This is a genomic window from Streptomyces sp. NPDC088817, from assembly GCF_044750345.1.
Taxonomy (GTDB): Bacteria; Actinomycetota; Actinomycetes; order Streptomycetales; family Streptomycetaceae; genus Streptomyces.
In genome coordinates this window covers 340,913-367,365 of record NZ_JBIVJN010000001.1, presented here as the reverse complement: position 1 = coordinate 367,365, position 26,453 = coordinate 340,913, and the positions used below count along the sequence as shown (strand labels likewise).

At 73.9% G+C, this 26,453-nt stretch carries 23 protein-coding genes and 1 riboswitch; of the genes, 12 read left to right on the top strand and 11 right to left on the bottom strand.

Annotation, left to right across the window (positions count from 1 at the left end; genetic code table 11):
• Nucleotides 1-46: 46 nt before the first annotated feature.
• The 4 genes from pknB to thiO all read right to left on the bottom strand — a co-directional run bounded on the left by pknB (nucleotide 47) and on the right by thiO (nucleotide 4,273).
• Nucleotides 47-1,999: a Stk1 family PASTA domain-containing Ser/Thr kinase gene (gene pknB / locus ACIP4X_RS01700; protein WP_401346140.1), complete on the bottom strand. Its 1,953-nt coding sequence runs from the start codon at nucleotides 1,997-1,999 to the stop codon at nucleotides 47-49.
• A 112-nt stretch (nucleotides 2,000-2,111) separates the two neighbouring features.
• Entirely contained in the window at nucleotides 2,112-2,906 is a 795-nt protein-coding gene (locus ACIP4X_RS01695; RefSeq protein ID WP_358731146.1) for a thiazole synthase, read from the bottom strand.
• A gap of 3 nt (nucleotides 2,907-2,909) precedes the next feature.
• Nucleotides 2,910-3,110, bottom strand: coding sequence for a sulfur carrier protein ThiS (thiS, locus tag ACIP4X_RS01690; RefSeq protein WP_358731148.1), 201 nt, complete (start codon nucleotides 3,108-3,110; stop codon nucleotides 2,910-2,912).
• Entirely contained in the window at nucleotides 3,107-4,273 is a 1,167-nt protein-coding gene (gene thiO / locus ACIP4X_RS01685) for a glycine oxidase ThiO (RefSeq protein WP_358731149.1), read from the bottom strand. The genes thiS and thiO overlap by 4 nt, the downstream gene beginning before the upstream one ends.
• Nucleotides 4,271-4,382: riboswitch (TPP riboswitch) on the bottom strand. It overlaps the preceding gene by 3 nt.
• Before the next feature lie 108 nt (nucleotides 4,383-4,490).
• Between thiO and ACIP4X_RS01680 the strand changes: the two genes are divergently transcribed.
• From ACIP4X_RS01680 to ACIP4X_RS01660, 5 genes are all read left to right on the top strand, one after another.
• Nucleotides 4,491-5,720: an FAD-dependent oxidoreductase gene (locus ACIP4X_RS01680; protein WP_358731151.1), complete on the top strand. Its 1,230-nt coding sequence runs from the start codon at nucleotides 4,491-4,493 to the stop codon at nucleotides 5,718-5,720.
• A 66-nt stretch (nucleotides 5,721-5,786) separates the two neighbouring features.
• Nucleotides 5,787-6,152: a helix-turn-helix domain-containing protein gene (locus ACIP4X_RS01675; RefSeq protein ID WP_141361701.1), complete on the top strand. Its 366-nt coding sequence runs from the start codon at nucleotides 5,787-5,789 to the stop codon at nucleotides 6,150-6,152.
• Nucleotides 6,153-6,296: 144 nt separating this feature from the next.
• Nucleotides 6,297-6,986, top strand: coding sequence for a thiamine phosphate synthase (thiE, locus tag ACIP4X_RS01670; RefSeq protein WP_401346135.1), 690 nt, complete (start codon nucleotides 6,297-6,299; stop codon nucleotides 6,984-6,986).
• 174 nt (nucleotides 6,987-7,160) lie between these two features.
• The gene (metF, locus tag ACIP4X_RS01665; protein ID WP_358731155.1) at nucleotides 7,161-8,084 is read left to right on the top strand and encodes a methylenetetrahydrofolate reductase [NAD(P)H]; all 924 of its coding nucleotides are present in this window, start codon (nucleotides 7,161-7,163) and stop codon (nucleotides 8,082-8,084) included.
• A 56-nt stretch (nucleotides 8,085-8,140) separates the two neighbouring features.
• The gene (locus tag ACIP4X_RS01660) at nucleotides 8,141-9,154 is read left to right on the top strand and encodes a hypothetical protein (protein WP_358731157.1); all 1,014 of its coding nucleotides are present in this window, start codon (nucleotides 8,141-8,143) and stop codon (nucleotides 9,152-9,154) included.
• A 12-nt stretch (nucleotides 9,155-9,166) separates the two neighbouring features.
• Here the strand turns inward: ACIP4X_RS01660 and ACIP4X_RS01655 are convergent, their stop codons facing one another.
• The 3 genes from ACIP4X_RS01655 to ACIP4X_RS01645 form a co-directional block, all read right to left on the bottom strand.
• Nucleotides 9,167-10,663: a phytoene desaturase family protein gene (locus tag ACIP4X_RS01655; RefSeq protein WP_401346132.1), complete on the bottom strand. Its 1,497-nt coding sequence runs from the start codon at nucleotides 10,661-10,663 to the stop codon at nucleotides 9,167-9,169.
• A gap of 87 nt (nucleotides 10,664-10,750) precedes the next feature.
• On the bottom strand, nucleotides 10,751-11,368 hold the full coding sequence (locus tag ACIP4X_RS01650; RefSeq protein WP_358731161.1) for a DUF4126 domain-containing protein: 618 nt from the start codon (nucleotides 11,366-11,368) through the stop codon (nucleotides 10,751-10,753).
• A 295-nt stretch (nucleotides 11,369-11,663) separates the two neighbouring features.
• Nucleotides 11,664-12,293 carry a TetR/AcrR family transcriptional regulator gene (locus ACIP4X_RS01645; RefSeq protein ID WP_401346129.1) on the bottom strand — a complete coding sequence of 210 codons (630 nt, stop codon included), beginning with the start codon at nucleotides 12,291-12,293 and terminating at the stop codon, nucleotides 11,664-11,666.
• 198 nt (nucleotides 12,294-12,491) lie between these two features.
• Here ACIP4X_RS01645 and ACIP4X_RS01640 point away from each other — a divergent pair, with 198 nt between their 5' ends.
• The 3 genes from ACIP4X_RS01640 (at nucleotide 12,492) to ACIP4X_RS01630 (ending at nucleotide 14,673) form a co-directional block, all read left to right on the top strand.
• On the top strand, nucleotides 12,492-13,085 hold the full coding sequence (locus ACIP4X_RS01640; RefSeq protein WP_358731165.1) for an SAV_6107 family HEPN domain-containing protein: 594 nt from the start codon (nucleotides 12,492-12,494) through the stop codon (nucleotides 13,083-13,085).
• An 88-nt stretch (nucleotides 13,086-13,173) separates the two neighbouring features.
• Nucleotides 13,174-14,001: a methyltransferase gene (locus ACIP4X_RS01635; protein WP_358731167.1), complete on the top strand. Its 828-nt coding sequence runs from the start codon at nucleotides 13,174-13,176 to the stop codon at nucleotides 13,999-14,001.
• A gap of 276 nt (nucleotides 14,002-14,277) precedes the next feature.
• Nucleotides 14,278-14,673: a DUF3040 domain-containing protein gene (locus ACIP4X_RS01630; protein ID WP_358731169.1), complete on the top strand. Its 396-nt coding sequence runs from the start codon at nucleotides 14,278-14,280 to the stop codon at nucleotides 14,671-14,673.
• A gap of 84 nt (nucleotides 14,674-14,757) precedes the next feature.
• On the opposite strand, the gene ACIP4X_RS01625 is transcribed toward ACIP4X_RS01630, so the two are convergent.
• The 4 genes from ACIP4X_RS01625 to ACIP4X_RS01610 form a co-directional block, all read right to left on the bottom strand.
• The gene (locus ACIP4X_RS01625; RefSeq protein ID WP_391453497.1) at nucleotides 14,758-17,178 is read right to left on the bottom strand and encodes a transglutaminaseTgpA domain-containing protein; all 2,421 of its coding nucleotides are present in this window, start codon (nucleotides 17,176-17,178) and stop codon (nucleotides 14,758-14,760) included.
• Nucleotides 17,179-17,266: 88 nt separating this feature from the next.
• Complete coding sequence (locus tag ACIP4X_RS01620; RefSeq protein ID WP_358731173.1) at nucleotides 17,267-18,640, bottom strand: DUF58 domain-containing protein; 1,374 nt, start codon at nucleotides 18,638-18,640, stop codon at nucleotides 17,267-17,269.
• Complete coding sequence (locus tag ACIP4X_RS01615; protein WP_391453499.1) at nucleotides 18,640-19,713, bottom strand: AAA family ATPase; 1,074 nt, start codon at nucleotides 19,711-19,713, stop codon at nucleotides 18,640-18,642. Before ACIP4X_RS01615 ends, ACIP4X_RS01620 begins: the two co-directional genes overlap by 1 nt.
• Before the next feature lie 270 nt (nucleotides 19,714-19,983).
• Nucleotides 19,984-20,532 (bottom strand): carbonic anhydrase, encoded by a 549-nt coding sequence (locus tag ACIP4X_RS01610; RefSeq protein ID WP_100572346.1) that lies wholly within the window; start codon nucleotides 20,530-20,532, stop codon nucleotides 19,984-19,986.
• Between the two features lie 421 nt (nucleotides 20,533-20,953).
• On the opposite strand from ACIP4X_RS01610, the gene rsmH reads away from it, so the two are divergent.
• The 4 genes from rsmH to ACIP4X_RS01590 all read left to right on the top strand — a co-directional run bounded on the left by rsmH (nucleotide 20,954) and on the right by ACIP4X_RS01590 (nucleotide 26,449).
• The gene (gene rsmH / locus ACIP4X_RS01605) at nucleotides 20,954-21,910 is read left to right on the top strand and encodes a 16S rRNA (cytosine(1402)-N(4))-methyltransferase RsmH (protein ID WP_358731177.1); all 957 of its coding nucleotides are present in this window, start codon (nucleotides 20,954-20,956) and stop codon (nucleotides 21,908-21,910) included.
• 13 nt (nucleotides 21,911-21,923) lie between these two features.
• On the top strand, nucleotides 21,924-22,487 hold the full coding sequence (locus ACIP4X_RS01600; protein ID WP_358731179.1) for a septum formation initiator family protein: 564 nt from the start codon (nucleotides 21,924-21,926) through the stop codon (nucleotides 22,485-22,487).
• A gap of 295 nt (nucleotides 22,488-22,782) precedes the next feature.
• The gene (locus tag ACIP4X_RS01595; protein ID WP_358731333.1) at nucleotides 22,783-24,732 is read left to right on the top strand and encodes a penicillin-binding protein 2; all 1,950 of its coding nucleotides are present in this window, start codon (nucleotides 22,783-22,785) and stop codon (nucleotides 24,730-24,732) included.
• A 196-nt stretch (nucleotides 24,733-24,928) separates the two neighbouring features.
• Entirely contained in the window at nucleotides 24,929-26,449 is a 1,521-nt protein-coding gene (locus ACIP4X_RS01590; protein ID WP_358731334.1) for a UDP-N-acetylmuramoyl-L-alanyl-D-glutamate--2,6-diaminopimelate ligase, read from the top strand.
• Nucleotides 26,450-26,453: the final 4 nt, after the last annotated feature.

Here is a 26,453-nt window from a genome sequence, read left to right as displayed (position 1 = left end):
GTTCAGGGTGTCACGCGCCCGGCGGCCCGTGGCCGCCGGGCCGCCGTCAGCGGATGGTGATCGTTATCGTCGAGCCCTTCGGCGCCCGGTCGCCGCCCTTCACCGACTGCTTCTTGACGGTGTCGCCGAACAGCCCCAGCAGCCCGCGGTCCTCCCGGACCTGGAAGCCGGCCTTCTGCAGCGTGTTCTTCGCGTCGCCGACGCTGTTGCCGGTCACGTCCGGCACCTCGATCATCTCCGGCCCCTTGGACAGCGTCAGCGTGACCGTGTCGCCCTCGGCGGCCTCGCTGTCGGCCGCCGGGCTCTGCCGGGCAACCTGGCCCTTGTCGAACTCGGAGGTGACCTGCTCGGAGGAGACCGCCACCTTCAGACCGGCGTCCTGGAGGTCGGAACGCGCCTCGTCCAGGTCCTCGCCGGTCACGTCCGGGACGTCGACCGCGCGGCCCTTGCTGACAGTGAGCGCGATCGCCGAGCCCGCGTGCCGGTCCGTGCCCGCCCCGGGGTCCGTGCCGATCACGACGTCGCGGGGGACGTCGTCGCTGAACTCCCGGCTCACCATGCCCGGCTCCAGGCCGTCCTGCTTCAGCAGGGACCGTGCCTCGTCCAGCGGGCGGCCCTTCAGATCGGGCACCCGCACGGTCTCCGGGCCGTCGGAGACCGTGAGAACCACCGAGCCGTGGCTGCGGATCCGGGCGCCCGCCTGCGGGTCGGTGCTGATGACCGTGCCCCGCCGGACCGTGTCGCTGTAGGCGTGCTCGACCCGGTCGACCCCGAGACCGGCCTCCTTGAGCCGCTCCCTGGCCTGCGCCTCGGTCTTCGAAAGCAGCGGCGGGACCTTCGTGAACTGGCCCGAGTTGATGTACCACACGCCCCCGCCGACCCCGAGGACCAGCAGGACGGTGGCGACCACCGTGAGCAGGGTGCGCCGGGGCGGCATGGGGCGCCGCGCGCCGGACGGCCCCGGTGGGGGCGGGGGCGCCTGGAGCCGGCTGGTGCGGTTGAGGGCGGTCTCGGAGCGTGCGCCGTCGCCGGTGTCCCCGCCGCCACCGCCACGGATCCGCGTCGTCAGCGCGCGCGGGATGACGCTCGTACGGTCCTCGGCGTTGTCGTGCTCCGCGGTGATGGCCTGCGGCGGCACGGCGTCGAGCTGTTCCGCACTGAGCGCGGACCGAGCCTCGCGGACCCGCGCGAGCAGCGCGACCGCGTCGTGCGGCCGGATGTCCGGGGTGCGCGCGGTGGCCTCCGCGACCAGTTCGTCCAGTTCGAGGGGCAGTCCCGGCACTGCGGCCGACGGGACCGGCACGTCCTCGTGGAGGTGCTGGTACAGCACCTGGGCCGGGGACTCGCCCTGGTGCGGCTTGCCGCCGGCCAGCATCTCGTACAGCACGACCCCGCACGCGTACACGTCGACCCGGGGGGCGGCGGTGCCGCGCTCGATCTGCTCCGGCGCGAGGTAGGAGACGGTGCCGAGGACGGCACCGGTGGTGTTCGTCACCGTGTCCACGGACCGGACCAGCCCGAAGTCGGCGACCTTGACCCGGCCGTCGTCCCCTATCAGGACGTTCTCCGGCTTCATGTCCCGGTGGACGAACCCGGCCCGGTGCGCGGCCCCCAGCGCGGCGAGCACCGGCTCCAGGATGTCCAGCGCCGCGCGCGGCTGGAGCGCCCCGCGCTCGCGCAGCACGTCGCGCAGGGTGCAGCCGGCCACGTACTCCATGGCGAGGTACACGTACGTCCCGTCCGTGCCCTGGTCGAAGACCTGCACCACGTTCGGGTGCGCCAGCCGCGCGACCGACTTGGCCTCCCGGATGAACCGCTCCACGAACGAGCCGTCGGCCGCGAGCGTCGGGTGCATCACCTTGAGCGCGAGGACCCGGTCGAGTCGGGTGTCCAGGGCCCGGTAGACCGTGGCCATCCCGCCGACGGCGATCCGCGCGTCGACGCGATAGCGGCCGTCGAGCACCTGCCCGACGAGAGGGTCCTGAAGGGTCGTATCCACGCAGGCGAGTCTACGAGCCGTCACGGACACACACGGATCGCGGACGGTGTCGCGCCGGTACTGAAGCCGACCTGTGACGCCGAACGCGCACCCGTGCGGACGAACTGACCGGCTAGAACGCGGGCCGCTCCGGGTCCAGCCCGGCCATGCCCTTTGCCGGGGACGACGCCCGGGCGAAGTGCCGTTTGGGGATCCGCCCGGCCAGCCGTGCCAGCCGCCCCGCCTCCACGGCGGACCGCATCGCCGCGGCCATCATCACCGGCTCCTGCGCCCGCGTCACCGCGGAGGCGAGCATCACCCCGGCACACCCCAGCTCCATGGCCAGCGCCACGTCCGAGGCCGTGCCCGCCCCGGCGTCCAGGATCACCGGCACGCGCGCGTGCTCCACGATCAGCTGGAAGTTGTGCGGGTTGCGGATGCCGAGCCCGGACCCGATGGGCGACCCGAGCGGCATGATCGCGGCGCAGCCCACGTCCTCCAGCTTCCGCGCGAGCACCGGGTCGTCGTTCGTGTACGGCAGGACCGTGAACCCGTCGTCGACCAGCGTCTCCGCCGCGTCCAGCAGCTCGATCGGGTCCGGCAGCAGCGTGCGCTCGTCGGCGATGACCTCCAGCTTGACGAGGTCCGTGCCGAGCGCCTCCCGCGCCAGCCGGGCGGTGAGTACCGCCTCGCCCGCGGTGAAGCAGCCCGCGGTGTTGGGCAGCACCCGGATCCCGAGCGACTCCAGCACCGACAGCACCGAGCCGTGCACGGAGGGGTCCACCCGCCGCATCGCGACCGTGGTCAGCTCCGTGCCGGAGGCCACGAGCGCCCGCTCCAGGACCTCCAGGCCGGTCGCGCCGCCGGTGCCCATGATCAGCCGGGACGTGAAGGGCGTACCACCGAGGACGAAGGGGTCGTCGGCCATGGCTCAGCCTCCCTGGACGGCGGTCAGCACTTCGACGCGGTCGCCCTCGGCCAGGGCCGTGGACGCCCACCGCGCGCGTGGCACGACGGTCTCGTTGAGGGCGGCGGCCACCCCGGAGGGCGCCGCGCTCAGGGTCCGCACGACGGTGCCGAGTGACGTGCCGGGCGCGACCCGGCGGGCCTCACCGTTGACGGAGATGTTCATACGGGCTGCTCCGTGAGTGCCGCGGCGTGGAAACGCCTGGGGGAGAAGGGGCGGACCTCGTCCGGCAGGTCGCCGGTGGTCAGGACGTGCGCCATGGCGTCACCGGTGACCGGCGTGAGCAGGACACCGTTGCGGTAGTGCCCGGTGGCGAGCAGCAGGCCGGCGAGGCCGGTCGGGCCGAGCAGCGGCGCGTTGTCGGGGGAGCCGGGCCGCAGTCCCGCCCTGGTCTCCGTGAGCGGCAGCTCGGTGATCCCCGGCACCAGCTCGTGCGCGTCGCGCAGCAGCTCGTACACGCCGCCCGCCGTCACCGTCGTGTCCCAGCCCAGTTCCTCGCTCGTGGCCCCGACGACCAGCTCCCCGTCGAGCCGCGGCACCAGGTAGACCTGGCTGCCGCGCACCACGGCCCGCACAGTACGGCTCAGGAACGGCGCGTACCGCTTCGGCACCGTCAGCCGCAGCACCTGTCCCTTCACCGGCCGCACCGGCGGCAGCACCTCGTCCGGGACGCCCGCGAGCCGTCCGCTGAGGCTGCCCGCGGCGAGCACCACCCGGTCCGCGGCCGGCGCGGTGCCGTCGCGCAGCACACAGCCCGTGGCCCGGCCGCGGGCCACGGTGAGCCGCTCGGCCCAGCCGCGGTGGAAGACCACGCCCGCCCGCTCGCAGGCCGCGACCAGGGCGCGGGCAAGCCGCCGCGGGTCGATCTGGTGGTCGCCGTCCACCCGCAGCCCGCCGCGCACGCCCGGCGCGAGCATCGGTTCGAGGCGGCGGCAGTCCCGCCCGGACAGCCACTCGGACTCCAGGCCCGAACGGCGCTGGAGGTCGTGCAGTTCCCGCAGGTGGGCGCGGTCGTCGGCGTCCAGCGCGACGGCGAGGGTGCCGCAGCGGCGGTAGCCGAGGTCGTGGCCGGTCAGCTCGGTCAGCTCGGCCGCGAAGTCCGGGTACCGGCGGGCGGAGGCCAGGTTGAGCGCGAGCAGGGTCTGCTCGCCGTAGTGCAGTTCGGTGACGGCGGCCAGCATCCCGGCGGCCACCTGTGCGGCCCCGCCGCCCGGCTCGGGGTCCACCACGGCCGTGGCGAACCCGCGCTGCGCCGAGCGCCAGGCCGTCACCAGGCCGATGATTCCGCCCCCCACGACGAGGACGTCGGACGTACGTGACGACGACATGGGCGTCCAGCCCCTCCCTTCGCCGGCATGACCCGGATCAGGTTCGTACGGTCGGAGGCCGCCAGCCTCCCTCTCAGCCCGGTGCGTCCGGGCTCCCGCGAGTGCGTGTACGGTCGCCACCCTAGCCCGGGTGGGGCAGGTTGCGGGAGCCGGTCGTGGAGCGGGTCACCCCGCACGCCCCTGACTGACGCCGTGTCAGTTGACTTATGGTGATCAGGTGAGCGACCAGACGCAGGAACAGGGCACATCGGCGCCGCGGCGCGTGGTCGTCGCGGGCGCCGGCATGGCCGGTGTGCAGACCGCGGTCGCCCTGCGCGAGCAGGGCTTCACCGGCACCGTGACACTGATCGGCGCCGAACCCCACCAGCCCTACGACCGGCCGCCGCTGTCCAAGGCCGTCCTGCTCGGCAAGGCCGAGGGCTCCGCCTTCGACATCGACTTCGAGGCGCTCGGCCTCGAACTGCGGCTCGGCTGCGAGGCACTGGCCGTGCGGCCCGGCACGCGCGTGCTGGAGACCTCGGCCGGACCGGTGCCGTACGACGTCCTCGTCCTGGCCACCGGCGCCGAACCGATCCGGCTGCCCGGCACGGAGGGCGTGCGGGGAGTCCACCTGCTGCGCACCCTGGACGACGCCGAACGGCTGCGGCCGGTGCTCACCGAGCAGCACGACATCGTGGTCGTGGGCGCCGGCTGGATCGGCGCCGAGTTCGCCACCGCCGCGCGCGAGGCGGGCTGCGCCGTGACCGTCGTGGAGGCCGCGGACCGTCCGCTCGCCGGGGCGCTGCCCGCGGAGGTGGCCGAGCCGATGACCGCCTGGTACGCCGACAGCGGCACCGAACTGCGCACCCACGCGCGCGTGGAGCGCGTCGAACCCGGCGCGGTCGTGCTCGACGACGGCTCCCGGCTGCCCGCGGGCGCCGTCGTGGTCGGCATCGGCGCACGCCCCGCCACGGACTGGCTGGCCGGCTCCGGCATCGAGCTGGGCCCGCACGGGGACGTCCTGGCGGACGACCATCTGCGCACGTCGGTGCCGGACGTGTACGCGGTCGGCGACTGCGCCTCCTTCCCCTCGGGGCGGTACGGCGAGCGCCTGCTGATCCACCACTGGGACAACGCGCTCCAGGGCCCGCGCACGGTCGCGGCCGACATCGTCGGCCTCACCCCCGTGGTCTACGACCCGGTGCCGTACTTCTGGTCCGAGCAGTTCGGACGCTTCGTGCAGTACGCGGGGCACCACACGTCGGCCGACGCCGTCGTCTGGCGCGGCGATCGCACCGGACCGGCGTGGACGGTCTGCTGGCTCCGCGAGGGCCGGCTCGTCGCCCTGCTGGCCGTCGGCCGGCCGCGGGATCTGGCGCAGGGGCGGCGGCTGATCGAGTCCGGCACGCCCATGGATCCGCGGCTGCTGGCGGACCCGGCGAAGCCTCTGAAGGCGGCGACCGCGTGAGGCGCGCGTCCCCGGGTGGACGGGCCTGGCTTCCGAGTGTCAGTGGCAGATGGCACGCTTGTCCTCGTGACCGAGATTGACACGAAGATCGACGCTCTCGTCCCTGCCTGGCTCACCCTTCCCGACATCGCCGAACAGCTCGGCGTCGAGGTGACACGTGTGCGGCAGCTGGTCAAGGAGGGCCAGCTCATCGCCGTGCGCCGGGGTGAGAACCGCGCGCTGCACGTTCCCGCCGCCTTCATCGACGGCGACAAGGTCGTCAAGGGCCTGTCCGGCACCCTGACGCTCCTGAGGGACGACGGCTTCACGGTCGAAGAGATGATCGAATGGCTTTTCACCCCCGACCCGACCCTGCCGGGCACCCCCGCCCAGGCCCTGAGTGAGAACCGCGGCACCGAGGTGAAGCGCCGCGCCCAGGCCCTCGCCGTCTGACCCGGCCGCTCCTCCACGCTCCCCGGCCGCGGTCCTGGCGGCCGGGCGGGCGGTGGCCGCGACAGGCCCGGCCGGGAGGGGCGGATAGGGTCCGTCCGAGTGGTCGGACGGACCACGCAACCGTCGAGCCGGGGGGACCCGCGTATGCCTGAGACCGCTGCCGCTGCCGCAGCCGTTGCCGACGTCGCGGCCGGCGCCCGTGACCGGCTCGGTGCCGCGCGCCTTTATCTGTGCACGGACGCCCGCAGGCGGCAGGGGGACCTGGCCGGGTTCCTGGACGCGGTGCTGGCGGCGGGCGTCGACGTCGTGCAATTGCGGGACAAGGGCATGGAGGCGGCGCAGGAACTGGACCTGCTGGAGGTGTTCGCCGACGCGTGCGCACGGCACGGGAAGCTGCTCGCGGTCAACGACCGGGCGGACGTCGCCCACGCGGCCCGCGCCGATGTCCTGCACCTGGGGCAGGGGGACCTTCCGGTGCCCGCCGCCCGCGCCATTCTCGGCGAAGGTGTCCTGATCGGCCGGTCCACGCACGCCGAGGGCGAGGCCGCCGCCGCGGCCGTGCAGGACGGCGTGGACTACTTCTGCACCGGACCCTGCTGGCCCACGCCCACCAAGCCGGGGCGCCCCGCCCCCGGCCTCGACCTCGTCCGGTACACCGCCTCGCTGGGCACCGACCGGCCCTGGTTCGCCATCGGCGGCATCGACCTCGGCAACCTGGACCAGGTCCTGGAGGCCGGCGCCCGCCGCGTCGTCGTGGTCCGGGCGATCACCGAGGCCGACGACCCCGGAGCAGCGGCGGCCGAGTTCGCCGAGCGGCTGCGGCAGGCGGGGTAGGGGCGCGGTACGGCCGGAGGCCGGCCGCCCGGCGTCTCACTTTTCGGACAGGTGGCCGGGTCCGACCCGCTGATTTCCGGCCCCACTGTCCGAAGTGTGGACAAGAAGCCGACAATCCAGGCAAATTTCCGATGCTCGGTTGGGAGACCGCCATGCCGTGGATAGCCTGCCTGTATGGCCCTCGGAACCGCATCCACCAGGACTGATCGCGCACGCACCGTGCGTGACATGCTCGCCACCGGCAAGAGCACCTACTCCTTCGAGTTCTGGGCGCCGAAGACGGCGAAGGGCGAGCGCAACCTGTGGAACGCGCTGCGCAGGGTCGAGGCCGTCGCCCCCGACTTCGTCTCGGTGACGTACGGCGCCGGCGGCTCCACCCGCGCGGGCACCGTCAAGGCGACCGAGCAGATCGTCTCCGACACGACGCTCACCCCGGTCGCGCACCTCACCGCCGTCAACCACTCCGTCGCCGAACTGCGCAACATCATCGGCCAGTACGCCGACGCCGGGATCCGCAACATGCTCGCCGTGCGCGGCGACCCGCCCGGCGACCCGATGGCCGAGTGGGTCCCGCACCCCCGCGGACTGACCTACGCCGCCGAACTCGTCCGGCTCATCAAGGAGTCGGGCGACTTCTGCGTCGGCGTGGCGGCCTTCCCCGAGATGCACCCGCGCTCCGCCGACTGGGACACCGACGTCGCGCACTTCGTCGACAAGTGCAGGGCGGGCGCCGACTACGCGATCACGCAGATGTTCTTCGAGCCCGAGTCGTACCTCCGCCTGCGCGACCGCGTCGCCGCCGCCGGTTGCGCGACACCCGTCATTCCCGAGATCATGCCGGTCACGAGCGTGAAAATGCTCGAGCGTCTGCCCCAACTCAGCAACGCCGCCATCCCGGACGACCTCGAAGAGCGGATCCGCTCGGCGGCGGACGATCCGGCGGCGGTACGCTCCCTTGGGATCGAGTTCGCCACCGAGTTCTGTGCGCGACTGCGGGCCGAGGGAGTGCCCGGGCTGCACTTCATCACGCTCAACAACTCCACGGCGACGCTGGAAATCTACGAGAACCTGGGTCTGCACCAACGGCCGCGGACCTAGACCGGCCGCACCCGCGTACGACACACTGCGTAGCGGCCACTGGGAGAGGGGCGTACATGGGCTGGACGGTCCTCTACATCGCGTTCGGCATTGTCGCGCTGTGGCTGCTGGGCGAGGTGCTGCTGCAGTACAAGGCACGGTTGCGCTGGCGGCTGCTGGCCTTCGGCGGCTTCCTCGGTGTCGTCCTCGGGGTCCTGATCCCCTCCGTCATCGTGATCGGTCTCGGCGCGGCCGCCTTCGCGGTCGGCCAGACCTACGTGACGCTGTCCTTCCGGCGCGGTTTCGCGGCGGGCTGGGCGGTCAACCGCCCCGAGGCCGAGGAGGGCAAGCCGCGCCGCCGCGGCAAGGCCGAGCACCAGGACCCTGCCCTGGAGGTCTCCGGCCTGGAAGCGTCCGACGGCGACACCGGCACCATGCGGGCCCTGCCCGGCTACGAGGGTCAGTCCTACGGCCAGGGCGACGACGACCGCGACGACGTCTTCACCCCCGCCGCACTCCACTCCCAGCCGCTTCCGAGCGACGGGGCCCCCGTCTCCGAGCCCGCGGCCGCCGAGGCCACCGCCGTGTACGAGCCGCAGCCCCTGCCCGACGAGACCGGTTCCTACGGCGTCTACGACCGCTCCGCCCACCAGGGCGGCACGCAGTCGCCCTACCCGGGGGCCGGCCAGACCCAGGACCAGTACGCCACCGTGGCCCAGGACGCCGACCAGGGCAATGCGTACGACTACTCAGGCTACGGGCAGCAGGGCTACGGCTACGACGCCTCCGGCCAGCAGCAGTACGCCGCCTACGCCGACCCGTACGCCGGCGCCCAGACCTACGACGGCTCCTACGACACCGGCTACGCCCAGCAGGGCCAGCAGGGGTACGGCCAGCAGGCCTACGGCACCCAGGACGCCTACGCCGGCTACGCCGCGGAGACCCCGGCCGGCGGGGTCTGGGTCCCGCAGCAGCGCACCGACGAGTCCTACGGCGGCGAACTCCCGCCGGAGCAGGCCTACCCGTACCAGGGCGACAACCAGGGCCAGCCGCAGCACGGCACGGGCTACGACGAGCAGTACCGTTTCTGAACGCTCCCCGGCTCACTGGGAGCCGCGGAACTCCGGTCCCTCCACGATCAGTCCGGCCACCAGCGCCCCCGACATCCCGGCGTGCGGCAGCCCGCCGCCGGGGTGCGACCAGCCGCCCACGGTGAACAGGCCCGCGAGCCCCGTGGTGTTCGCCGGGTGCAGCAGGCGCCCCTGGGCGGCCGCGAGCGCCGGCGCGGGGACGGCCCCGCCCTCCGCGCCCGTCACCCGGGCGATGTCGGCCGGGGTGCGCACCTCGTGCCACAGCAGGCGGTCGCGGAGCCCGGGTATCGCCCGCGCGGCGACGGCGATCATCCGGTCGGCCTGTGCCTGGAGGTCCCCCGAGGGGGACGCGGGGACCGTCGCCGTGAGCGTCACCGCCTCGTGCTCCGGGTCCGGGACGAGCGCCGGATCGCCGGGACGCGACACCGAGACGGTGGGCCGCCCGGGCAGCCCGGGGGCCGCACCGAACAGCGCGTCGAGTTCGCCCGCGCGGTCCTCGGTGTGCACCACGGTCCGGTGGGCCGTCCCCTCCGGACGGCCGCCGCGCAGAGCCAGCAGTACGGTCAGGCGGCTGGGCGCCCCGGGCTGCGGCGGCACCTCGCCCGCACCGCGCGGGGCCGTGCCACGGACCATGCCGGCCAGCACCCGGGGAGGCACACCCGCGACCACGAACTCCGCCTCGGCCACGGTCCCGTCGGCGAACTCCACGCCCGCCGCCCGGCCGTCCTTGTCGACGATTCGCCCGACCTCGGCGCCGAAGGTGAACTCGACCCGGCGGGCCAGGCACCGCTCGTACACCGCGCGCGCCAGCTCGCGCAGGCCGCCGCGCACGTACCAGGTGCCGAAGGCGTGGTCCAGGTACGGCAGTACGGCCGCGCTCGCCGGGGCGGTCCGCGGATCGAGGCCGTAGGCGAGCGCGTGGCTCTCCAGGAGGGCGGCGAGCCGCGGATCGCGCAGCTCCCAGGCACCCACCTCGGCGAGCGTCCCGGCCCGGCGGGTGCGCAGCAGGCGCTTGTGCGGCACCGCCGGGTAGGGCTCGCGCTCGGCCAGCACCTGCCAGTTGGGCCACAGCGGCTCCTCCAGGAGCGGGCGGCGGGCCCGGTCCCAGGCCTCGCGGGCCCGCACCAGGAAGTCGCCCCAGCGCTGTCCGGCGCCCGCGCCGAGGGCTTCGTCCAGAGCGGCGACGACACCCGCGCGCGAGACGTTCGGCAGGGACACCTCCGTGCCGTCGGCGAAGACGTGCCGTGCGGACGGGTCCACCTGGACCAGCTCGACCCGGTCCTCCAGCGGCTCCTTGCCGGTCTTGACGAACAGATCGCGGTGGACGGCGGGCAGCGGGAGCAGCCCGGGGCCGGTGTCGAAGGCGAAGCCGTCCCGCTCGAACCGGCGCAGCGCGCCGCCGTACGTGTCCGTACGCTCGTACACCGCCACCCGGTGGCCCGCGACGGCCAGCCGGGCGGCGGCCGCCATCGCGCCCATCCCGGCGCCGATCACCGCAATCCGTGCCATGTGCGCGACTTTATCGACCGCCACCGACAATCCCGGCCGCGGGGGCGCTGACCAGCGGTTTCCCGGATGAGTTGGCCGCAGGCGGGCTCAGCCCGGCGGGGACCCCGCCCCGGCCGCGAGCCGGCGTTTCTCCTCCCGGCGCTGGGCCCTGCGGCGCAGGAAGCGCCGGATCCGGGAGACCAGGAAGACGACGACCACGATCCCGGCGAGCAGCAGGACGCCCGCGACGATCGCCGCGGCCAGCGGATGGAAGATCGCGAACGTGACGAGTCCGGCCACGCCGAGGTCCTCGGCCAGGCTCACGACCATGTTGCTCACGGGCTCGGGGGAGGTGTTGACCGCCATCCGCGTCCCGGCCTTCACCAAGTGGCTGGCCAGTGCCGTACCGCCGCCGACCAGGCCCGCCGTGACATCCGACAGCGAACCGCTCTGCCCCGCGAGCAGCGCGCCGACCCAGGCACCGGCGACCGGGCGGATCACGGTGTGCGCCGTGTCCCACACCGAGTCCACATAGGGGATCTTGTCGGCGACCGCCTCCAGCGCGAACAGCACCGCCGCCGCGATCAGCACCTCCGGCCGTTGCAGGGCGGCGGGGACGTCGTCGCTCAGTCCCGTCGCACCGAACACACCGAGGAGCAGCACCACCGCGTACGCGTTGATGCCGCTGGCCCAGCCGCTTGTGAACACCATGGGGAGTACGGACACGGAGGCGATCGTAGCCAGCGCGCCGCGCGGAGTCCCGGGGTCGGGGACGCGGGACTGAGTATCCGTACCTAGCAGGCGGGATGAGTACGCGTACGGATGTCACGCGACCCCTGCGGACGAGAGAGTCGAGGGGCACGGGAAAGGGCACGCCGGCACCGCCGACACGGGGCGGCGGAACGGCGTGGCCCTCGACCGGGAGACGCCGGTGCGTGGTGGCCCGCGGGGGACGCGGCCAGGGCGCACCGGTGTCTTCCTGCGCGCGGCCCGCGCCGGGCGTTCCCGGGAGGCCGCGGCCTCAGAGGCGTCCGCTGACCCGACCCTGAAGGAGCCGGGACAGCGCCGCGTGCACGTCGTCCAGGGAACGCTGCGGCTGGAAGGACTTCCAGTCCAGCGCGGCCACCAGCACCATGCCGACCAGCGCGGCCGCGGTCAGCGGCACGTCGACGTCCTCGCTGAACTCCCCGTCCGCCATGCCGTCGCGCAGTACGCCCTCGACGACCGCGACCGCCTCCTGCCGCACCACCAGGAGCGTGGCCTGCCAGGAACGGTTGGTGCGCCACAGCTCGGCCACGTAGAGCTGGGTGAAGGCCGGGTAGCGGTCGATGAAGACGAGCCCGGCGCGGACCATGGCGTCGAGGGCGTCGACCCGGCTGCCGCCCTCCCGCGCCGTCCGGTCGGCCGCCTCGCGCAGGGAGGCGGTGAGCAGTCCCACGCCGTGCCGCAGCAGCTCTTCGAAGAGGACGGACTTGCTGGCGAAGTTGTAGTAGACGGTGCCCTTGGCGACCCCCGCCCGCTCGGCGATCTCGTCCACCGTGGTGGCGGAGAAGCCCTGCTCGGCGATGAGCGTGACGGCGGCCTCGTAGAGCTTCTGCCGGGTGGCCTCGCGGCGGGTACGGGCGCCCGGCGTGGCGCTGCTGCGTTCCATGGCCCTGATTGTCACAGGTCGGTGCCTTGCGGAGGGCTCGGCGAGGGAGGCCGGCGGCCGCGCCGCGGGCCCGGCGCGCGAGCCTCCCTCCAAGCGCAGCCGCGGCAAAACCCCAGGTCGGAACGGATTGTCAGTGCCATACCTCACGATGTGCACATACGGCACCCGTGCCGTCACCCAGACGACAGGAGGTTCGTCATGGCCAACTCGTCCGCAGCCGCCGCCCGTCGGCACCGCGCCACCGGCCCTGCCCCCTCACTGACCGGCCCGGCGAGCGACGTGCACCCCGTCCCGCGCCGAGCCTCGGCCCCGCCCGCCGCCCTCGGCCTGCTCGCCCAGGCCCGCGACGGCCTGGAGGAGGCCACCGCCCTCCGCACCCCGAACGAGCGGTACGCGACGGCCCACCTTGCCGCGCTGCGCACCGCGGCCGCCGTGCTCGCCGCGCGGGGGCGCCCGGATCCCACCCCGCGCCGCCGGGCCCGCATCAGGAGCGCCTGGGAAGTACTCCCCGAGATCGCGCCCGAACTCGCCGAGTGGAGTGCGCTGTTCGCCGCGGGCGCCGCGCGCCGCGCCCGTGCCGAGGCCGGGATCCGGGGCGCGGCCGGCCAACGGGACGCCGACGACCTGATACGGGACGTGGCGGTGTTCATCCGCCTGGTCGAGCGCCTGCTCCTCCTCCAGCCGGTCGTCCCCCGCCCCGCGCCCGGCGGGGCGGCGAGCGCGGCGACCGCGGGGGCCGTGGAGCCGAGGGGCAGGTCGGGGGGTGGAGGCAATAGGGTGGAGGGCGCCTGAAGCCCTTCCAGTTCCCGTGTACCGGGCGGGGAGGGGCAGTCCGATCGCTCCGCCGTGCAAGAGGCGGTGCCGCGCCGAGGAGTCAACCGTGTCGGACCCGATGCGCCCGCCCGTCTCCCACCATCACGCTCAACCGGCGTCGCTGCGCTCCGACCCCTCCCGTCCACGCGCCTCTCTCCGTACCGCCGTGGTCTGGGAGGTCCTGCACGACGCCCTCGACCACCGGGTCAAGGCCTCCGGCCGGGACTGCCTGGACGTCCTCGACACCGGCGGCGGCAGCGGCAACTTCGCCGTGCCCGCCGCCCGGCTCGGCCACCGGGTCACCGTCGTCGACCCCAGCCCCAACGCCCTGTTCGCCCTGGAGCGCCGCGCCGCCGAGGCCGGTGTCGCCGAGCGGGTGCGGGGCGTCCAGGGCGACGCCCACGGCCTCTTCGACGTGGTCGAGCGCGGCGGCTACGACGCCGTGCTGTGCCACGGCGTCCTGGAGTACGTCGACGACCCCGCCGAGGGCGTGCGCAACGCGGTGGCCGCCCTGCGCCCCGAGGGCATTCTGAGCGTGCTCGCCGCCGGTCTCGGCGGCGCCGTGCTCGCGCGGGCCCTGGCCGGGCACTTCAAGGAGGCCCGGCACGCACTCGACGACCCCGAGGGCCGCTGGGGCGAGGGCGACCCGGTGCCGCGCCGCTTCACCGCCGAGCAGCTCACCGCGCTCGTCGAGGGCGCGGGCCTGCGGGTCGCCGCCGTGCATGGGGTGCGGATCTTCGCCGACCTGGTGCCCGGAGTGCTCGTGGACACCGAGCCCGGGGCGCTGGACGCCCTGCTGAAGCTGGAGGCGGCGGCGGCCGAACGGCCCGCGTTCCACTCCGTGGCCACGCAGCTCCACGTACTCGGTGAGACCAGGGGCGCGGCGGAGGCCTGAGCCGCCGCACGGGACGGGCCGCCGACCGGGGCCGTGGCCGGGCATGCAGTCCGCCACAGGCCGCCCGGACGCGGGCTCGGCGCCGTATGATCGAAGGAGACGGTCCGGCATGACGGCCCGCCCGCCGGGGAATGGAAGCCTCAGCGGACCGGGATCGACATGGCGGATTCCGGTTGGCCAATTGGCGCAGAGGGGCGGGTTTCACGGGGGCGATTCCCGCCTATTCTTAAGGGACCCCCCGAGTCGCCCCGGCGACTGCACGATGAGGAGGACTCCGTGCCGCTCTCGGAGCACGAGCAGCGCATGCTCGAGCAGATGGAGCGAGCGCTGTACGCCGAAGATCCCAAGTTCGCGTCGGCGCTCGAGGGAAGCGGGCTGCGTACGTACACCCGGCGGCGGGTCTACCAGGCGGTCGTGGGCTTCCTCGTAGGTATCGCGCTCCTCATGGCAGGAATGGTCGTCCAGAAGCTCATCTGGGTCAGTGTGGTGGGCTTCCTGGTCATGCTGGGCTGTGCCGTACTGGTCGTGACCGGCTGGCGCAAGGCTCCCAAGCCGGGCGAGCAGGCGACCGGCGCTCCGCAGGCCCGTCGTCCGGCCCGTCAGAAGCGCTCCATGATGGACCGCATCGAGGAGCGCTGGCAGCGTCGCCGCGACGAGCAGGGCGGCCGCTAGCGCGCCGCACACCGACAGTTCCGCGTTGAGGGGCTGACCACCGACGGTGGTGAGCCCCTCACGCGTGTGATTCCTCGTGACTCCTCAGCCGGAGGCCTCGGCCCCGTCCCCCGGGTCCCGCCGCCCCGACGGCCGGCGCAGCGCTGCCCGGACGGCGGCGACGCGGGCGGCGGCGCGGGACCGGAACGCGTTCCACCGGGCCGACGCCGCCCAGACCACGCGCACGGTCGAGCGGGGAGCCAGCGCGGCCCGCAGCCTGGTGCGGCGTGACGCCGTGCCCCGCAGGCCGGCGGTGACCCGCCGGACGTCCTCGGCGAGCCCTGATACCGGACGCGGTCGCGGCGCGTAGAGGACCTGCTCCACCGCGTCCGCCAGCCGGTGCGCCGAGGCCGCGGCCACCTCGTCGAGACGCCCGAGGCGGACGATCCGGGCGGCCGCCTTGCGCGGGGTCAGCGAATCGTCCGGCAGGATCCCGAAGTCCCAGGCGGTGTCGCCCAGTTCCTGCCAGACCGCCAGGACGTGAGACCCCGCGTCCCCCTCGCCGCGCCCGTGTGCGCCCAGCCGCACGGAGCGCGTCCGCCGGCGCCACAGCAGCGGCGACAGCGGCAGGGCGACGAGCAGCAGGCCGCCCAGCGTCCAGCCCAGCAGGGCGTACCACCTGGGGCCGCCGCCCCCGACCGGCACGGCCTGCGCGGACGGGCCCCCGCACTCCTGGAGCTTTCGCAGCTCCGGGGGGCAGCTCTGGTCCGCGGACGGCGCGGCGGAGGGCGCCGTGCTCGCGTCCTGGGACGGCGCCGACTGCTCCGGCAGGCTGGTGCCGGGCGTGTCCGGCTGGGTGTACGAGGGCGTCGTGCCCCGTGTCGGGGTCGGCTCGAAGCGCGTCCAGCCGACGCCCTCGAAGTACAGCTCGGGCCAGGCGTGCGCGTCCTTCAGACCCACCGCCACGGTCCCGTCGCTCTGCGCGGAGCCCGGCCCGAAGCCCACCGCGACGCGGGCCGGTATGCCCAGCGTGCGGGCCATGGCGGCCATCGAGAAGGAGAAGTGCACGCAGAAACCGCGCTTGTCCCTCAGGAACCGCGAGATGGCCTGCGGTCCGCTGCCCGCCTCGACCTGTGTGTCGTACCGGAAGCCGCCTTCGAGGGCGAACCAGTCCTGGAGGTCGACCGCCTGCTCGTAGTGGTTCGCCGCGCCCCGGGTGACCCGGCGGGCGGTGCTCGCGACGTCCGCCGGGAGCGACGGGGGCACCTTGGTGTACTCGCGCCTCAGCGCCGCCGGCGGCTCGGGCGCCGTGGCGAGCTGCTCGGCGGTCGGCCGTACCTGAAGGCTCTTCACCTCGTAGGTCAGGTCGCGCGTGGTCTGCCGGTGGTCGCCGACGAGGGTCATGCCGACGGGCTCGTAGCGCCAACTGCCCTTGACCCGCACGGCACTCGGCGGGTACGGCATCGGCAGCCAGTCCTGCACGTACGACGTGGACGTCGAGATCGTCGTGGTGATCTCCGTGCGCTTGACGCCGCCGTCCAGGCCCAGGGGGGCGGGCAGCCGGTCGGGCACGGCCACGATGTGCCGCTGGGCCGGCTTCCAGGTGGTCCCGTCGAAGTCGTCCAGGGACACGATCCGCAGGTACAGGTTCGAGGTGTCGGACGTGTCCGTGCGCAGGGTGATGACCGTGTGGTCCTCGTCGACGTTCAGGCTGTCGCGCAGGGACACCAGCGGGTTCACCGCGGAGATCGTGCCGCCGTCCCCGCTGCCCCGGCCGACGCCGTCTTCGGCGGTGCCGAGCAGCCCGCCTCCCATCGACGGCAGCGCGAGCGGCGCCACCAGGGCGATGCCGAGGGCGAGTGCGCCGATCCGGCGCCCGGTGCGCACCGGCGCGGTCGCGCCGCTCGTCTCGCGGTCTCCCGGGCGCGGCGCCCCGGCGAACACCCGCCCCCACTGCGAGAGCCGGTCGCGGCCCTCGGCCAGCAGCAGCATCAGATAACCGGCGGCCGCGACCAGGAACCACCACCAGCCGGTGCCGCCGTCGGACAGGCCCGCGGCCACGGAGTACACGGCGAGCAGCGGCAGGCCCGCGGGGGCCGCGCTGCGGAACGTCACCGCGAGGGCGTCCACGATCAGCCCGATCACCAGGACGCCGGCGACGAGCATCAGGCGGATGCCGTCGGTCTGCGGCGCCGGGATGGCGTACCGGCCGACGTCCTCCGCGCCCTCGCGCAGCAGTTCGGCCAGGTGCCGGAAGGCCTCGGGGCCGGGGATCAGCCCCGCGAAGGCATGCGCCCGGGCGAAGACCAGGGTGAGCAGCATCAGCGTGGCCAGGGCCTGTGCCACCACGGTCAGCGGCCGCGCCAGCGGTATCCGCCGGGCCACCACGCCGACCCCCGACTGCACCGCCAGCATCAGGACGACCTGGAGGATCCACGAGGCCGGGGAGACCAGCGGCAGCAGCGCGCACGACGCCATCACCGTCGCCGCCGCCGCGCACAGCGTCAACCGCGTGCGCCCGCTCATGCCGAACCCTCCCCGCCGCCGGTGCCGCCCGCGGGCACCTCGTGCCGGCCCCGGCACCGGCTCGGTACCGCCCGGCTCGTCACGCCGCTCATGACCGTCCCCCGCCCAGTCCCGTCCCGCCGGCCGCGCCCGCGCTCGTGCGCTCCTGGTCCGCCCGGCGCCACAGCTCGTCCAGGCGGGCGCCCCTGGACACGGGCACGGCCGTCCAGCCCGCGTCGCGCAGCAGCCGGAGGCGGTCGTCGGCCCCGGACACGGGACCGGGCACGTCGCCCGGCTCCCGGGCCCAGGCCTCGCCGTCCAGAGTGAAGGCGACCGCGCCGCCGCCGCGCTGCCGCATCCTGGCGGCGACCGCGGCCTGCGTCTCGTCGAGGTCGCCGAGGAAGGCCACCAGCAGTCCCTCGTTGCCGCCGCGCAGCACGTCGTAGGCGCGGGACAGGCCCGCTCCGTCGGAGTGGTCGATCACGGCGAGGGTGTCCATCATCAGCCCGGCCGCGTCCGCCGGCTCCTGGCCGGACCCCGCGAACCCGTCGCCGCCCTCGCCGGGCACGGAGCTGCCGGTGTCGGTCAGCAGCCGCACCGAGAAGCCCCGCTCCAGCATGTGCACCAGGACCGACGCGGCGCCGGAGACGGCCCACTCGAAGGCCGCGTCGGGGCCCGCGCCCCGGTAGGCGAGCGCCCGGGTGTCGAGGAGCACCGTGCAGCGGGCGCGCTGCGGCTGTTCCTCGCGTCGCACCATCAGTTCGCCGTAGCGCGCGGTGGACCGCCAGTGCACGCGGCGCAGATCGTCGCCGTAGCGGTAGCCGCGCGGGATGACGTCGTCCTCGCCCGCCAGGGCGAGCGAGCGCTGCCGCCCGTCGCCGTACCCCTTGGCGTCGCCGCCCAGGCGCAGCGGCGGCAGCGGCTCCACCCGCGGGATCACGGTCAGGGTGTCGTGGGCCGAGAAGGAACGGGTCAGTTCGCACATCCCGAAGGGGTCGGTCAGCCGCAGTTGCAGCGGGCCCAGCGGATACCGTCCGCGCAGGTCGGAGCGGACCCGGTAGGACACCTCGCGGCGGCCGCCCGGCTCGACCCGGTCGAGCACGAAACGGGGCCGCGGGCCGAGCACGTACGGCACCCGGTCCTGGAGCATCAGCAGGCCGGTGGGCAGCCGCGAGACGTTGTCCATCCGCAGGTGCACCCGGGCCTCGCTGCCGGCGGGCACGCGCGCGGGGGACAGCCGGCGGCTGCCGGCGACCCGGTAACGCGTGCGCAGGAGCACCGTGGCGCACACCAGCGGCAGCGCCGCCAGCAGCAGCCCCACCCGCAGCAGGTCGCCCTGGCCGAGGACGTAGGCGCAGATCGCGGCGGCGATGCCGGCGGCCAGGAAGGAACGTCCGCGGGTGGTCAGACCGGCCAGCGCGGTGCGGACGCCGCCCCGTTCCCCGCCATCGTCCTCCGCGCGCGCCGTCCCCGCGTCCGCCATCACAGGCCCCGCGGCTGCCGCTGGTCGTACGCGGGCGCGCCGCGGCCCAGGCCGAAGCCGCCGGACTGCTGGGGCGCCGCAGGCACCGGGGTGTGCTGGAGGATCTCCTGGACGACCTCCTCGGCGGTGCGCCGGTTGAGCTGGGCCTGCGCGGTGGGCAGCAGCCGGTGGGCCAGGACGGCCACGGCCAGCGCCTGCAGGTCGTCGGGCAGCGCGTACTCCCGGCCGCTCAGGGCGGCGGACGCCTTCGCCGCGCGCAGCAGGTGCAGCGTCGCGCGCGGCGAGGCGCCGAGTCTGAGGTCGGGATGGGTGCGGGTGGCGGAGACCAGGTCCACCGCGTACCGCCGGACCGTCTCGGCGACGTGCACCCCGCGCACGGCCTCGATCAGCTTCACGATCTCGTGCGCGTGCGCCACCGGCTGGAGGTCGTCCAGCGGGTTCACCCCGCCGTGCACGTCCAGCATCTGCAACTCGGCGTCCGGACTCGGGTAACCGATGGACACGCGGGCCATGAAGCGGTCGCGCTGGGCCTCGGGCAGCGGATACGTGCCCTCCATCTCGACCGGGTTCTGGGTGGCCACCACCATGAACGGCGAGGGCAGTTCGTAGGTCTGCCCGTCGATGGTGACCTGCCGCTCCTCCAGGGACTCCAGCAGCGCCGACTGGGTCTTGGGCGAGGCCCGGTTGATCTCGTCGCCGATCACGATCTGCGCGAAGATGGCGCCCGGCTTGAACTCGAAGTCCCGGCGCTGCTGGTCCCAGATGGACACGCCCGTGATGTCCGACGGCAGCAGGTCGGGCGTGAACTGGATGCGTCGCACCGAACAGTCGATGGACCGCGCCAGCGCCTTGGCGAGCATCGTCTTGCCCACCCCGGGAACGTCCTCGATCAGAAGATGCCCCTCGGCGAGCAGCACGGTCAGCGAGAGCCGTACGACCTCGGGCTTGCCCTCGATCACTTCTTCCACCGAACGGCGGATCCGCTCCACGGTGGCGGCGAGATCACCCCCCACGCCCGGCTGCGCTCGAGCGGGGACGCCCCCATGTCTCGCTCGATCGTCATAGGTCGTCACCCGGCGGCCCTCCTCGGCCCTTCCCCGCGCTCGTCGACGAGCGGGGGTACCCCAACTTTCCGGGCCGACGCTCTGCTGTGCGGACCGGCCCACCCCGAATGAGGCACCACGCGCGAAGGAAAGCACGTGAGGCCACCCCCGCATTCTTGCCGCCGTTACCGATTCGTGTCACTCGCCTGTGGACAACTGGCCGCGATATGTCGGTTCTTGCGGCTTTCGCTGGTGACGGCGGCTTGCCGCGCACCGGTCGGCCCGGCGCGCGTGCGGCGGTCAGGCGGGGTCGATCTCGCGCAGCCGGCCCGTCCTGACGTCGAAGACGAAACCGCGTACGTCGTCGGTGTGCACCAGGAACGGCGAGGTGCGCACGCGCTGCATCGACTGCCGCACGTCCTGGTCGACGTCCCGGAAGGCCTCCACGGCCCAGGCCGGACGCTGCCCGACCTCCATCTCCAGTTCGTGCCGGAACTCCTCGGTGAGCGACTCCAGGCCGCAGTTGGTGTGGTGGATCAGCACGACGCTGCGGGTGCCCAGGGCCCGCTGGCTGATGGTGAGGGAGCGGATGACGTCGTCGGTGACCACACCGCCCGCGTTGCGGATGGTGTGGCAGTCGCCGAGTTCCAGGCCGAGCGCGGCGTGCAGGTCGAGACGGGCGTCCATGCAGGCCACGACCGCGACCCGCAGCACGGGCCGGGCGTCCATCCCCGGATCGGTGAACGCGGCGGCGTACTGCTGGTTGGCCTCCGCGAGACGGTCGGTGACGGTGCCGCGACGGTCTATGGCGCCCTCGGACCCGGCAGGAACTGATGCAGAAGTCGTCATACTCATGACGTTAGTGGGCGCCGGGGCCCGGGTCCTGTCGTGAGACGGTACAAAGAACCCCGTCATGGCTTGTTGTGAGGGACCCCACACCTACGTCGAACCCGCACCCGTACGAGTGAATCTTCGTCTCACGGTGCCGCCGCCGCTCCGACGGGCGACGCGCAGGCCGGTTGATTGACCGCGAGACAGGGTGCACTAAAGTGACGCGAAGCGGGAGGCGTGGGCCTCCCTGCTGGACTGCATTCCCCACAGGTCCCGGCCGACGCGCCGGCGGCCTCCCCACGTGCGCGGCGCGTACGTACGGCTCGGCCCCCTCCCGCTTCCGGTCGGCTGACGCTTCCGGCGCCGGCTGGCCCTTTTCCTCACCGAGCGGTCGCGGACCCGGCGGTGCGTGCGGGACGCGCCGGACTGAGAGGGCTCCTTGACCGACAGCCGACACGTCCCCGTGATGCTCCAGCGGTGCCTGGACCTGCTGGCGCCCGCCCTGGAGCGGCCGGGAGCGGTGGTCGTCGACTGCACACTCGGCCTCGGCGGGCACAGCGAGGCGCTGCTCGCCCGCTTCCCCGAGGCGCGGCTGGTGGCCCTCGACCGGGACAAGGAGGCCCTGCGCCTGTCCGGGGAGCGCCTGGCCCCCTTCGGCGACCGGGCCACCCTGGTGCACGCCGTCTACGACGAGCTGCCCGACGTACTCGACCGGCTGGGCGTTCCGCGGGTACGGGGTGTCCTGTTCGACCTCGGGGTGTCCTCGATGCAGCTCGACGAGGCCGACCGCGGTTTCGCCTACGCGCAGGACGCGCCCCTGGACATGCGCATGGACCAGAGCACCGGGATCAGCGCCGCCGAGGTCCTCAACACCTACCCGCCCGGCGAGCTGGTGCGCCTGCTGCGGGCGTACGGCGAGGAGAAGCAGGCCAAGCGGATCGTGGCCGCCGTCGTGCGCGAGCGCGAGAAGGAGCCGTTCACCAACAGCGCCCGGCTGGTGGAGCTGATCCGCGACGCGCTGCCGCAGGCCGCCAAGCGCACCGGCGGCAACCCGGCCAAGCGCACCTTCCAGGCGCTGCGGATCGAGGTCAACGGTGAGCTCGCCGTGCTGGAGCGGGCGATCCCGGCCGCGGTGAAGGCGCTGGAGGTCGGCGGGCGGATCGCCGTGCTGTCGTACCACTCCCTGGAGGACCGCCTGGTCAAGCAGGTGTTCGCGGCCGGTGCGGCGTCGAGCGCGCCGCCGGGGCTCCCGGTCGTGCCCGAGCGCTACCAGCCCCGGCTCAAGCTGCTCACCCGCGGTGCCGAACTTCCCACCGAGGAAGAGATCGCCGAGAACCGGCGGGCGGCGCCGGCCCGGCTGCGCGGCGCCGAGCGCGTCAGGGAGGACGTCGAGTGAGCCAGGGGGCGCAGTGAGCAGGAAACCCGAACTGAGGGGCCGGGCCGCCCGGCTCGCCCGGCTCTTCCCGGCGGGCCGGGGGCAGGCCGCCCGCACCCCGTTCGTCCTCCTCGTCGTGCTGCTGCTCGGCGGTGGCCTCATCGGGCTGCTGATGCTGAACTCCGCGCTCAGTGAGGGCGCGTTCCAGCGGGAGGGACTCCAGAAGGACGCCAAGAACCTCACCGACGAGGAGCAGGCCCTCCAGCGGGACATCGACTCCTACTCCGCCCCGGACGCCCTCCAGCGCCGCGCCCGGCAACTGGGCATGGTGCCCGGCGGCGACCCGGCCTTCCTGGGCGCCGACGGAACCGTGAAGGGCGTCCCCTCGGCCGCCCCGGAGCCGCCTCCCGCGGAGGAGACGCCGCTCTCGCTCCTGCCGCCCGAGGCGCTCACCCCTTCGCCGTCCACCACGGACGCCACGGCCCCGGCGGCCACGGACCTGACACCCCCCACCACGAACGCGGCCCCACCACCCGCCCAGGGCCCCGCCCCGTCCCCGGCGAACACCACGGCCCCGACCTCGACCCCCGGCAGGTGACGGCCGTGCCCGCCGCCAAACCGCCCCGCCTGCCCGGGCCCACCGGCCCGCTGCCCCCGGCGTGCGGGCCAGCCGTACACCCCGCCCCGACGGTCACAGCCGCATCCCAACTCGCCCCGGTCCCGCCGGAGACGCCCGCAACGGGACGGCTGCGTCGCCGGGTGTCCGTTCCGGCCGGGAGTGCCGGGGCGAGGGCTCGGGACCGTTCGCTCGGCGGGTGGGGCGCGGGTGCCGGCTCGGTGGGTGTCGTTGTGTTTCGGTTCGTTTCGATTTCGACTCTCGGCAGGTGACGGAAGTGTCCGACAGGGAACCGCCGCGTCGCCGGGTGCCCGGACCCCCCAGGCAGGCACGGCCGGCCGCCCGGCAGCGCCCCGGCCCCGGTGCCCGTCCGGTCCGCCGCCCGGTCCCGGCCCGCCCGCAGGCCGTGCGCATCCGGCTCGGCAGCCCCCGCCCGCGGTTGCGCCTGGTCGCCCTGGCGCTGACCCTGGTGCTGCTCGTCTTCGCCGTGAGGCTGCTCCAGGTGCAGGCCTTCGACGCGAGCGCGTACGCCGCCAAGGCCGAGGAGAACCGGTACGTGGTGCACACCCTGGCCGCCGAGCGGGGCCGCATCACCGACCGCAACGGCGTCGACCTGGCGACCAGCGTGGACGCCGACGACATCACCGCCGACCCCACCATGTTCACCCGCGCCCAGCTCGGCATCGGCGACGGCCCCGAGCAGGCGGCCGCGCTGCTCGCCCCGATCCTCGGCCAGGACCAGGCGGCCCTCGCCGCCAGGCTCCGCACACCGAACACCCGCTACGTCCTGCTCGCCCGCCGCGAGACCCCGCAGGTCTGGAAGCAGATCAAGGACCTGAAGACGGCCCTCGTGAAGAAGGCACAGAACGACAAGGCCACCGTCAACGTGCTCGCCGGCGTCTTCTCCGACCCCAGCAGCAAGCGGGTCTACCCCAACGGCGACCTCGCCGCCGGGATACTGGGCTGGGTCAACGCCGAGGGCAAGGGCGGCGGCGGCGTGGAGCAGCAGCTGAACGAGCAGCTGGCCGGCAAGCCCGGCAAGATCCGCTACGCCCAGTCCGGCGGCCGCGAGGTGCCCACCGCCGGCTCCACCGAGACCCGCGCGGTGCCCGGCTCCGACACCGAGCTCACCATCGACCGCGACATCCAGTGGGCCGCCCAGAACGCCATCGCCGAGCAGGTGGCGAAGTCCGGGGCGGACCGCGGCTACGTCATCGTCCAGGACACCCGCACCGGCGAGATCCTCGCCATGGCCAACTCCCCGGGGTTCGACCCGGGCGACCTGGCCCATGCCAACCCGTCCGCGCTGGGCAACGCGGCCCTCCAGGACGCCTACGAGCCCGGCTCCACCGCCAAGGTCATGTCCATGGCCGCCGTACTGGAGGAGAACGCGGCGACACCGCTCACCCATGTCGTCGTGCCCAACCGGCTGCACCGCGGCGACCGCCTCTTCCAGGACGACGTCGACCACGCCACCTGGTACCTCACCCTGAACGGCGTGCTCGCCAAGTCCAGCAACATCGGCACCATCCTGGCCACCGGGCAGCTCGGGAAGACGCAGCCGGAGGCCAACAGGGTCCTCCACTCCTATCTGCGCAAGTTCGGCATCGGCGAGCCGACCGGACTCGGTTTCCCCGGCGAGACCAGGGGCATCCTCGCCCCGCCCGACAAGTGGTCCACCTCGCAGCAGTACACGATCCCTTTCGGCCAGGGCTTCTCCATCAACGCCGTACAGGCGGCCTCCGTCTACTCCACGATCGCGAACGGCGGAGTGCGCGTGCAGCCGACACTGGTGCGCGGCACCAAGGGCGCCGACGGCCGCTTCACGCCGGCCGCCAAGCCGGAGAGCACACGGGTCGTGAGCGCCGGGACGGCGAAGACGCTCGCGCAGATGCTGGAGTCCGTGGTGGACGACGAGCAGGGCACCGGCGTCAAGGCGCGCATCCCCGGCTACCGGGTGGCGGGCAAGACCGGCACGGCCAACCGCGTGGATCCGGACACCGGCAGGTACCACGGGTACACCTCCTCCTTCGCCGGGTTCGCGCCCGCCGACAACCCGCGCGTCACCGTCTACTGCGCGATCCAGAACGCCACCAAGGGCAGCTACTTCGGCGGCCAGATCTGCGGCCCGATCTACAAGGAGGTCATGGAGTTCGCGCTGAAGACGCTCCAGGTGCCGCCCACCGGCGCGCAGGCCGCGAACCTGCCCGTCGACTTCAAGCCGTGACCGCAACAGAACGACCAGGAACCAGCCCGTGACAACGATCACTCCCGGCCCCGGGAAACGCCCGTCGCACCGGCCCTCGTCCGCGCCGGACGGCGCTGCGCGCGATCCCCTTTTTAGCCCGACGGCGGGTACGCCCGGTACGCTCACCGCCGTGCCACACGCTGATCAGTACCAAACCACCCAGAAGGGCGCTTCCGTGACATATCCGGGACCGCCGCGACCGGCTCGGGTCTCCGCCTCCCCCCTCGCGGAGCTCGCCGATCAGCTGGGGGTCACCGCTCCGGACGGCGCCGCCGAGGTCACGGGCATCACCCATGACTCGCGCGCCGTGCGCCCCGGTGACCTGTACGCGGCCCTGCCCGGCGCCCGCACCCACGGCGCCGACTTCGTCACCCAGGCGACCAGCCTGGGCGCGGTCGCCGTGCTCACCGACCCGTCCGGCGCCGAGCGCGCCGCCGCCGGCGGCCTGCCGGTCCTGGCCGTGGACGACCCGCGCGGGCGGATGGGCGAGCTGGCGGCCACGATCTACGGCCGGCCCGGGCGCGACCTGCTCCAGATCGGCATCACCGGCACCTCCGGCAAGACCACCACCGCCTACCTCGTCGAGGGCGGCCTGAGGACCGTGAAGTCCACCGGACTGATCGGCACCGTCGAGATGCGCATCGGCGACGAGCGCATCAAGTCCGAGCGCACCACCCCCGAGGCAACCGACCTCCAGGCCCTGTTCGCGGTCATGCGCGAGCGCGGGGTCGAGGCGGTCGCCATGGAGGTCTCCAGCCACGCCCTGGTGCTCGGCCGCGTCGACGGCTGCGTCTTCGACATCGCCGTCTTCACGAACCTCAGCCCGGAGCACATGGAGTTCCACTCCGGCATGGAGGACTACTTCCAGGCCAAGGCGCAGCTGTTCACGCCCGAGCGCAGCAGGCTCGGCGTGGTCAACTTCGACGACGAGTACGGGCGCCGGCTGATCAGGGAGGCCACGGTCCCGGTCGTCACCTACTCCGCCGAGGGCCACCCCGACGCCGACTGGCGCGCCGAGGACGTCCAGGTCGGGCCGGTCGACTCCGCCTTCACCGTGGTCGGCCCCGAGGGCCGGCGGATCGCCGCCAGATCGCCGCTGCCGGGCCCGTTCAACGTCGCCAACACGCTGGCCGCCGTGGTCGCCCTGGCCGCCGCGGGCCTCGACCCGCAGTCCGCCGCCGACGGCATCGCCGCCGTTGCGGGCGTACCGGGCCGTCTGGAGCGCGTCGACGTCGGCCAGCCGTACCTCGCGGTCGTCGACTACGCGCACAAGACGGACGCCGTCGAGTCGGTGCTCAAGGCGCTGCGCAAGGTGACCAAGGGCCGGCTGCACATCGTGCTCGGCTGCGGCGGCGACCGCGACCAGACCAAACGCGCGCCCATGGGCGCCGCCGCGGCCCGGCTCGCCGACATCGTCGTGCTGACCTCCGACAACCCCCGCTCCGAGGATCCCCTGGCGATCCTCGCCACCATGCTCGGCGGAGCGGCCTCGGTGCCCGCGCACGAGCGCGGCGAGGTGCTCCTCTTCGAGGAGCGGGCCGCCGCGATCGCCGCCGCCGTCGACCGCGCGCAGCCCGGCGACACCGTGCTGGTCGCGGGCAAGGGCCATGAACAGGGCCAGGACATCGCCGGAGTGGTCCGTCCCTTCGACGACCGCCAGGTGCTTCGCGAAGCTATCCAGAAGACCCAGGGATGAACTT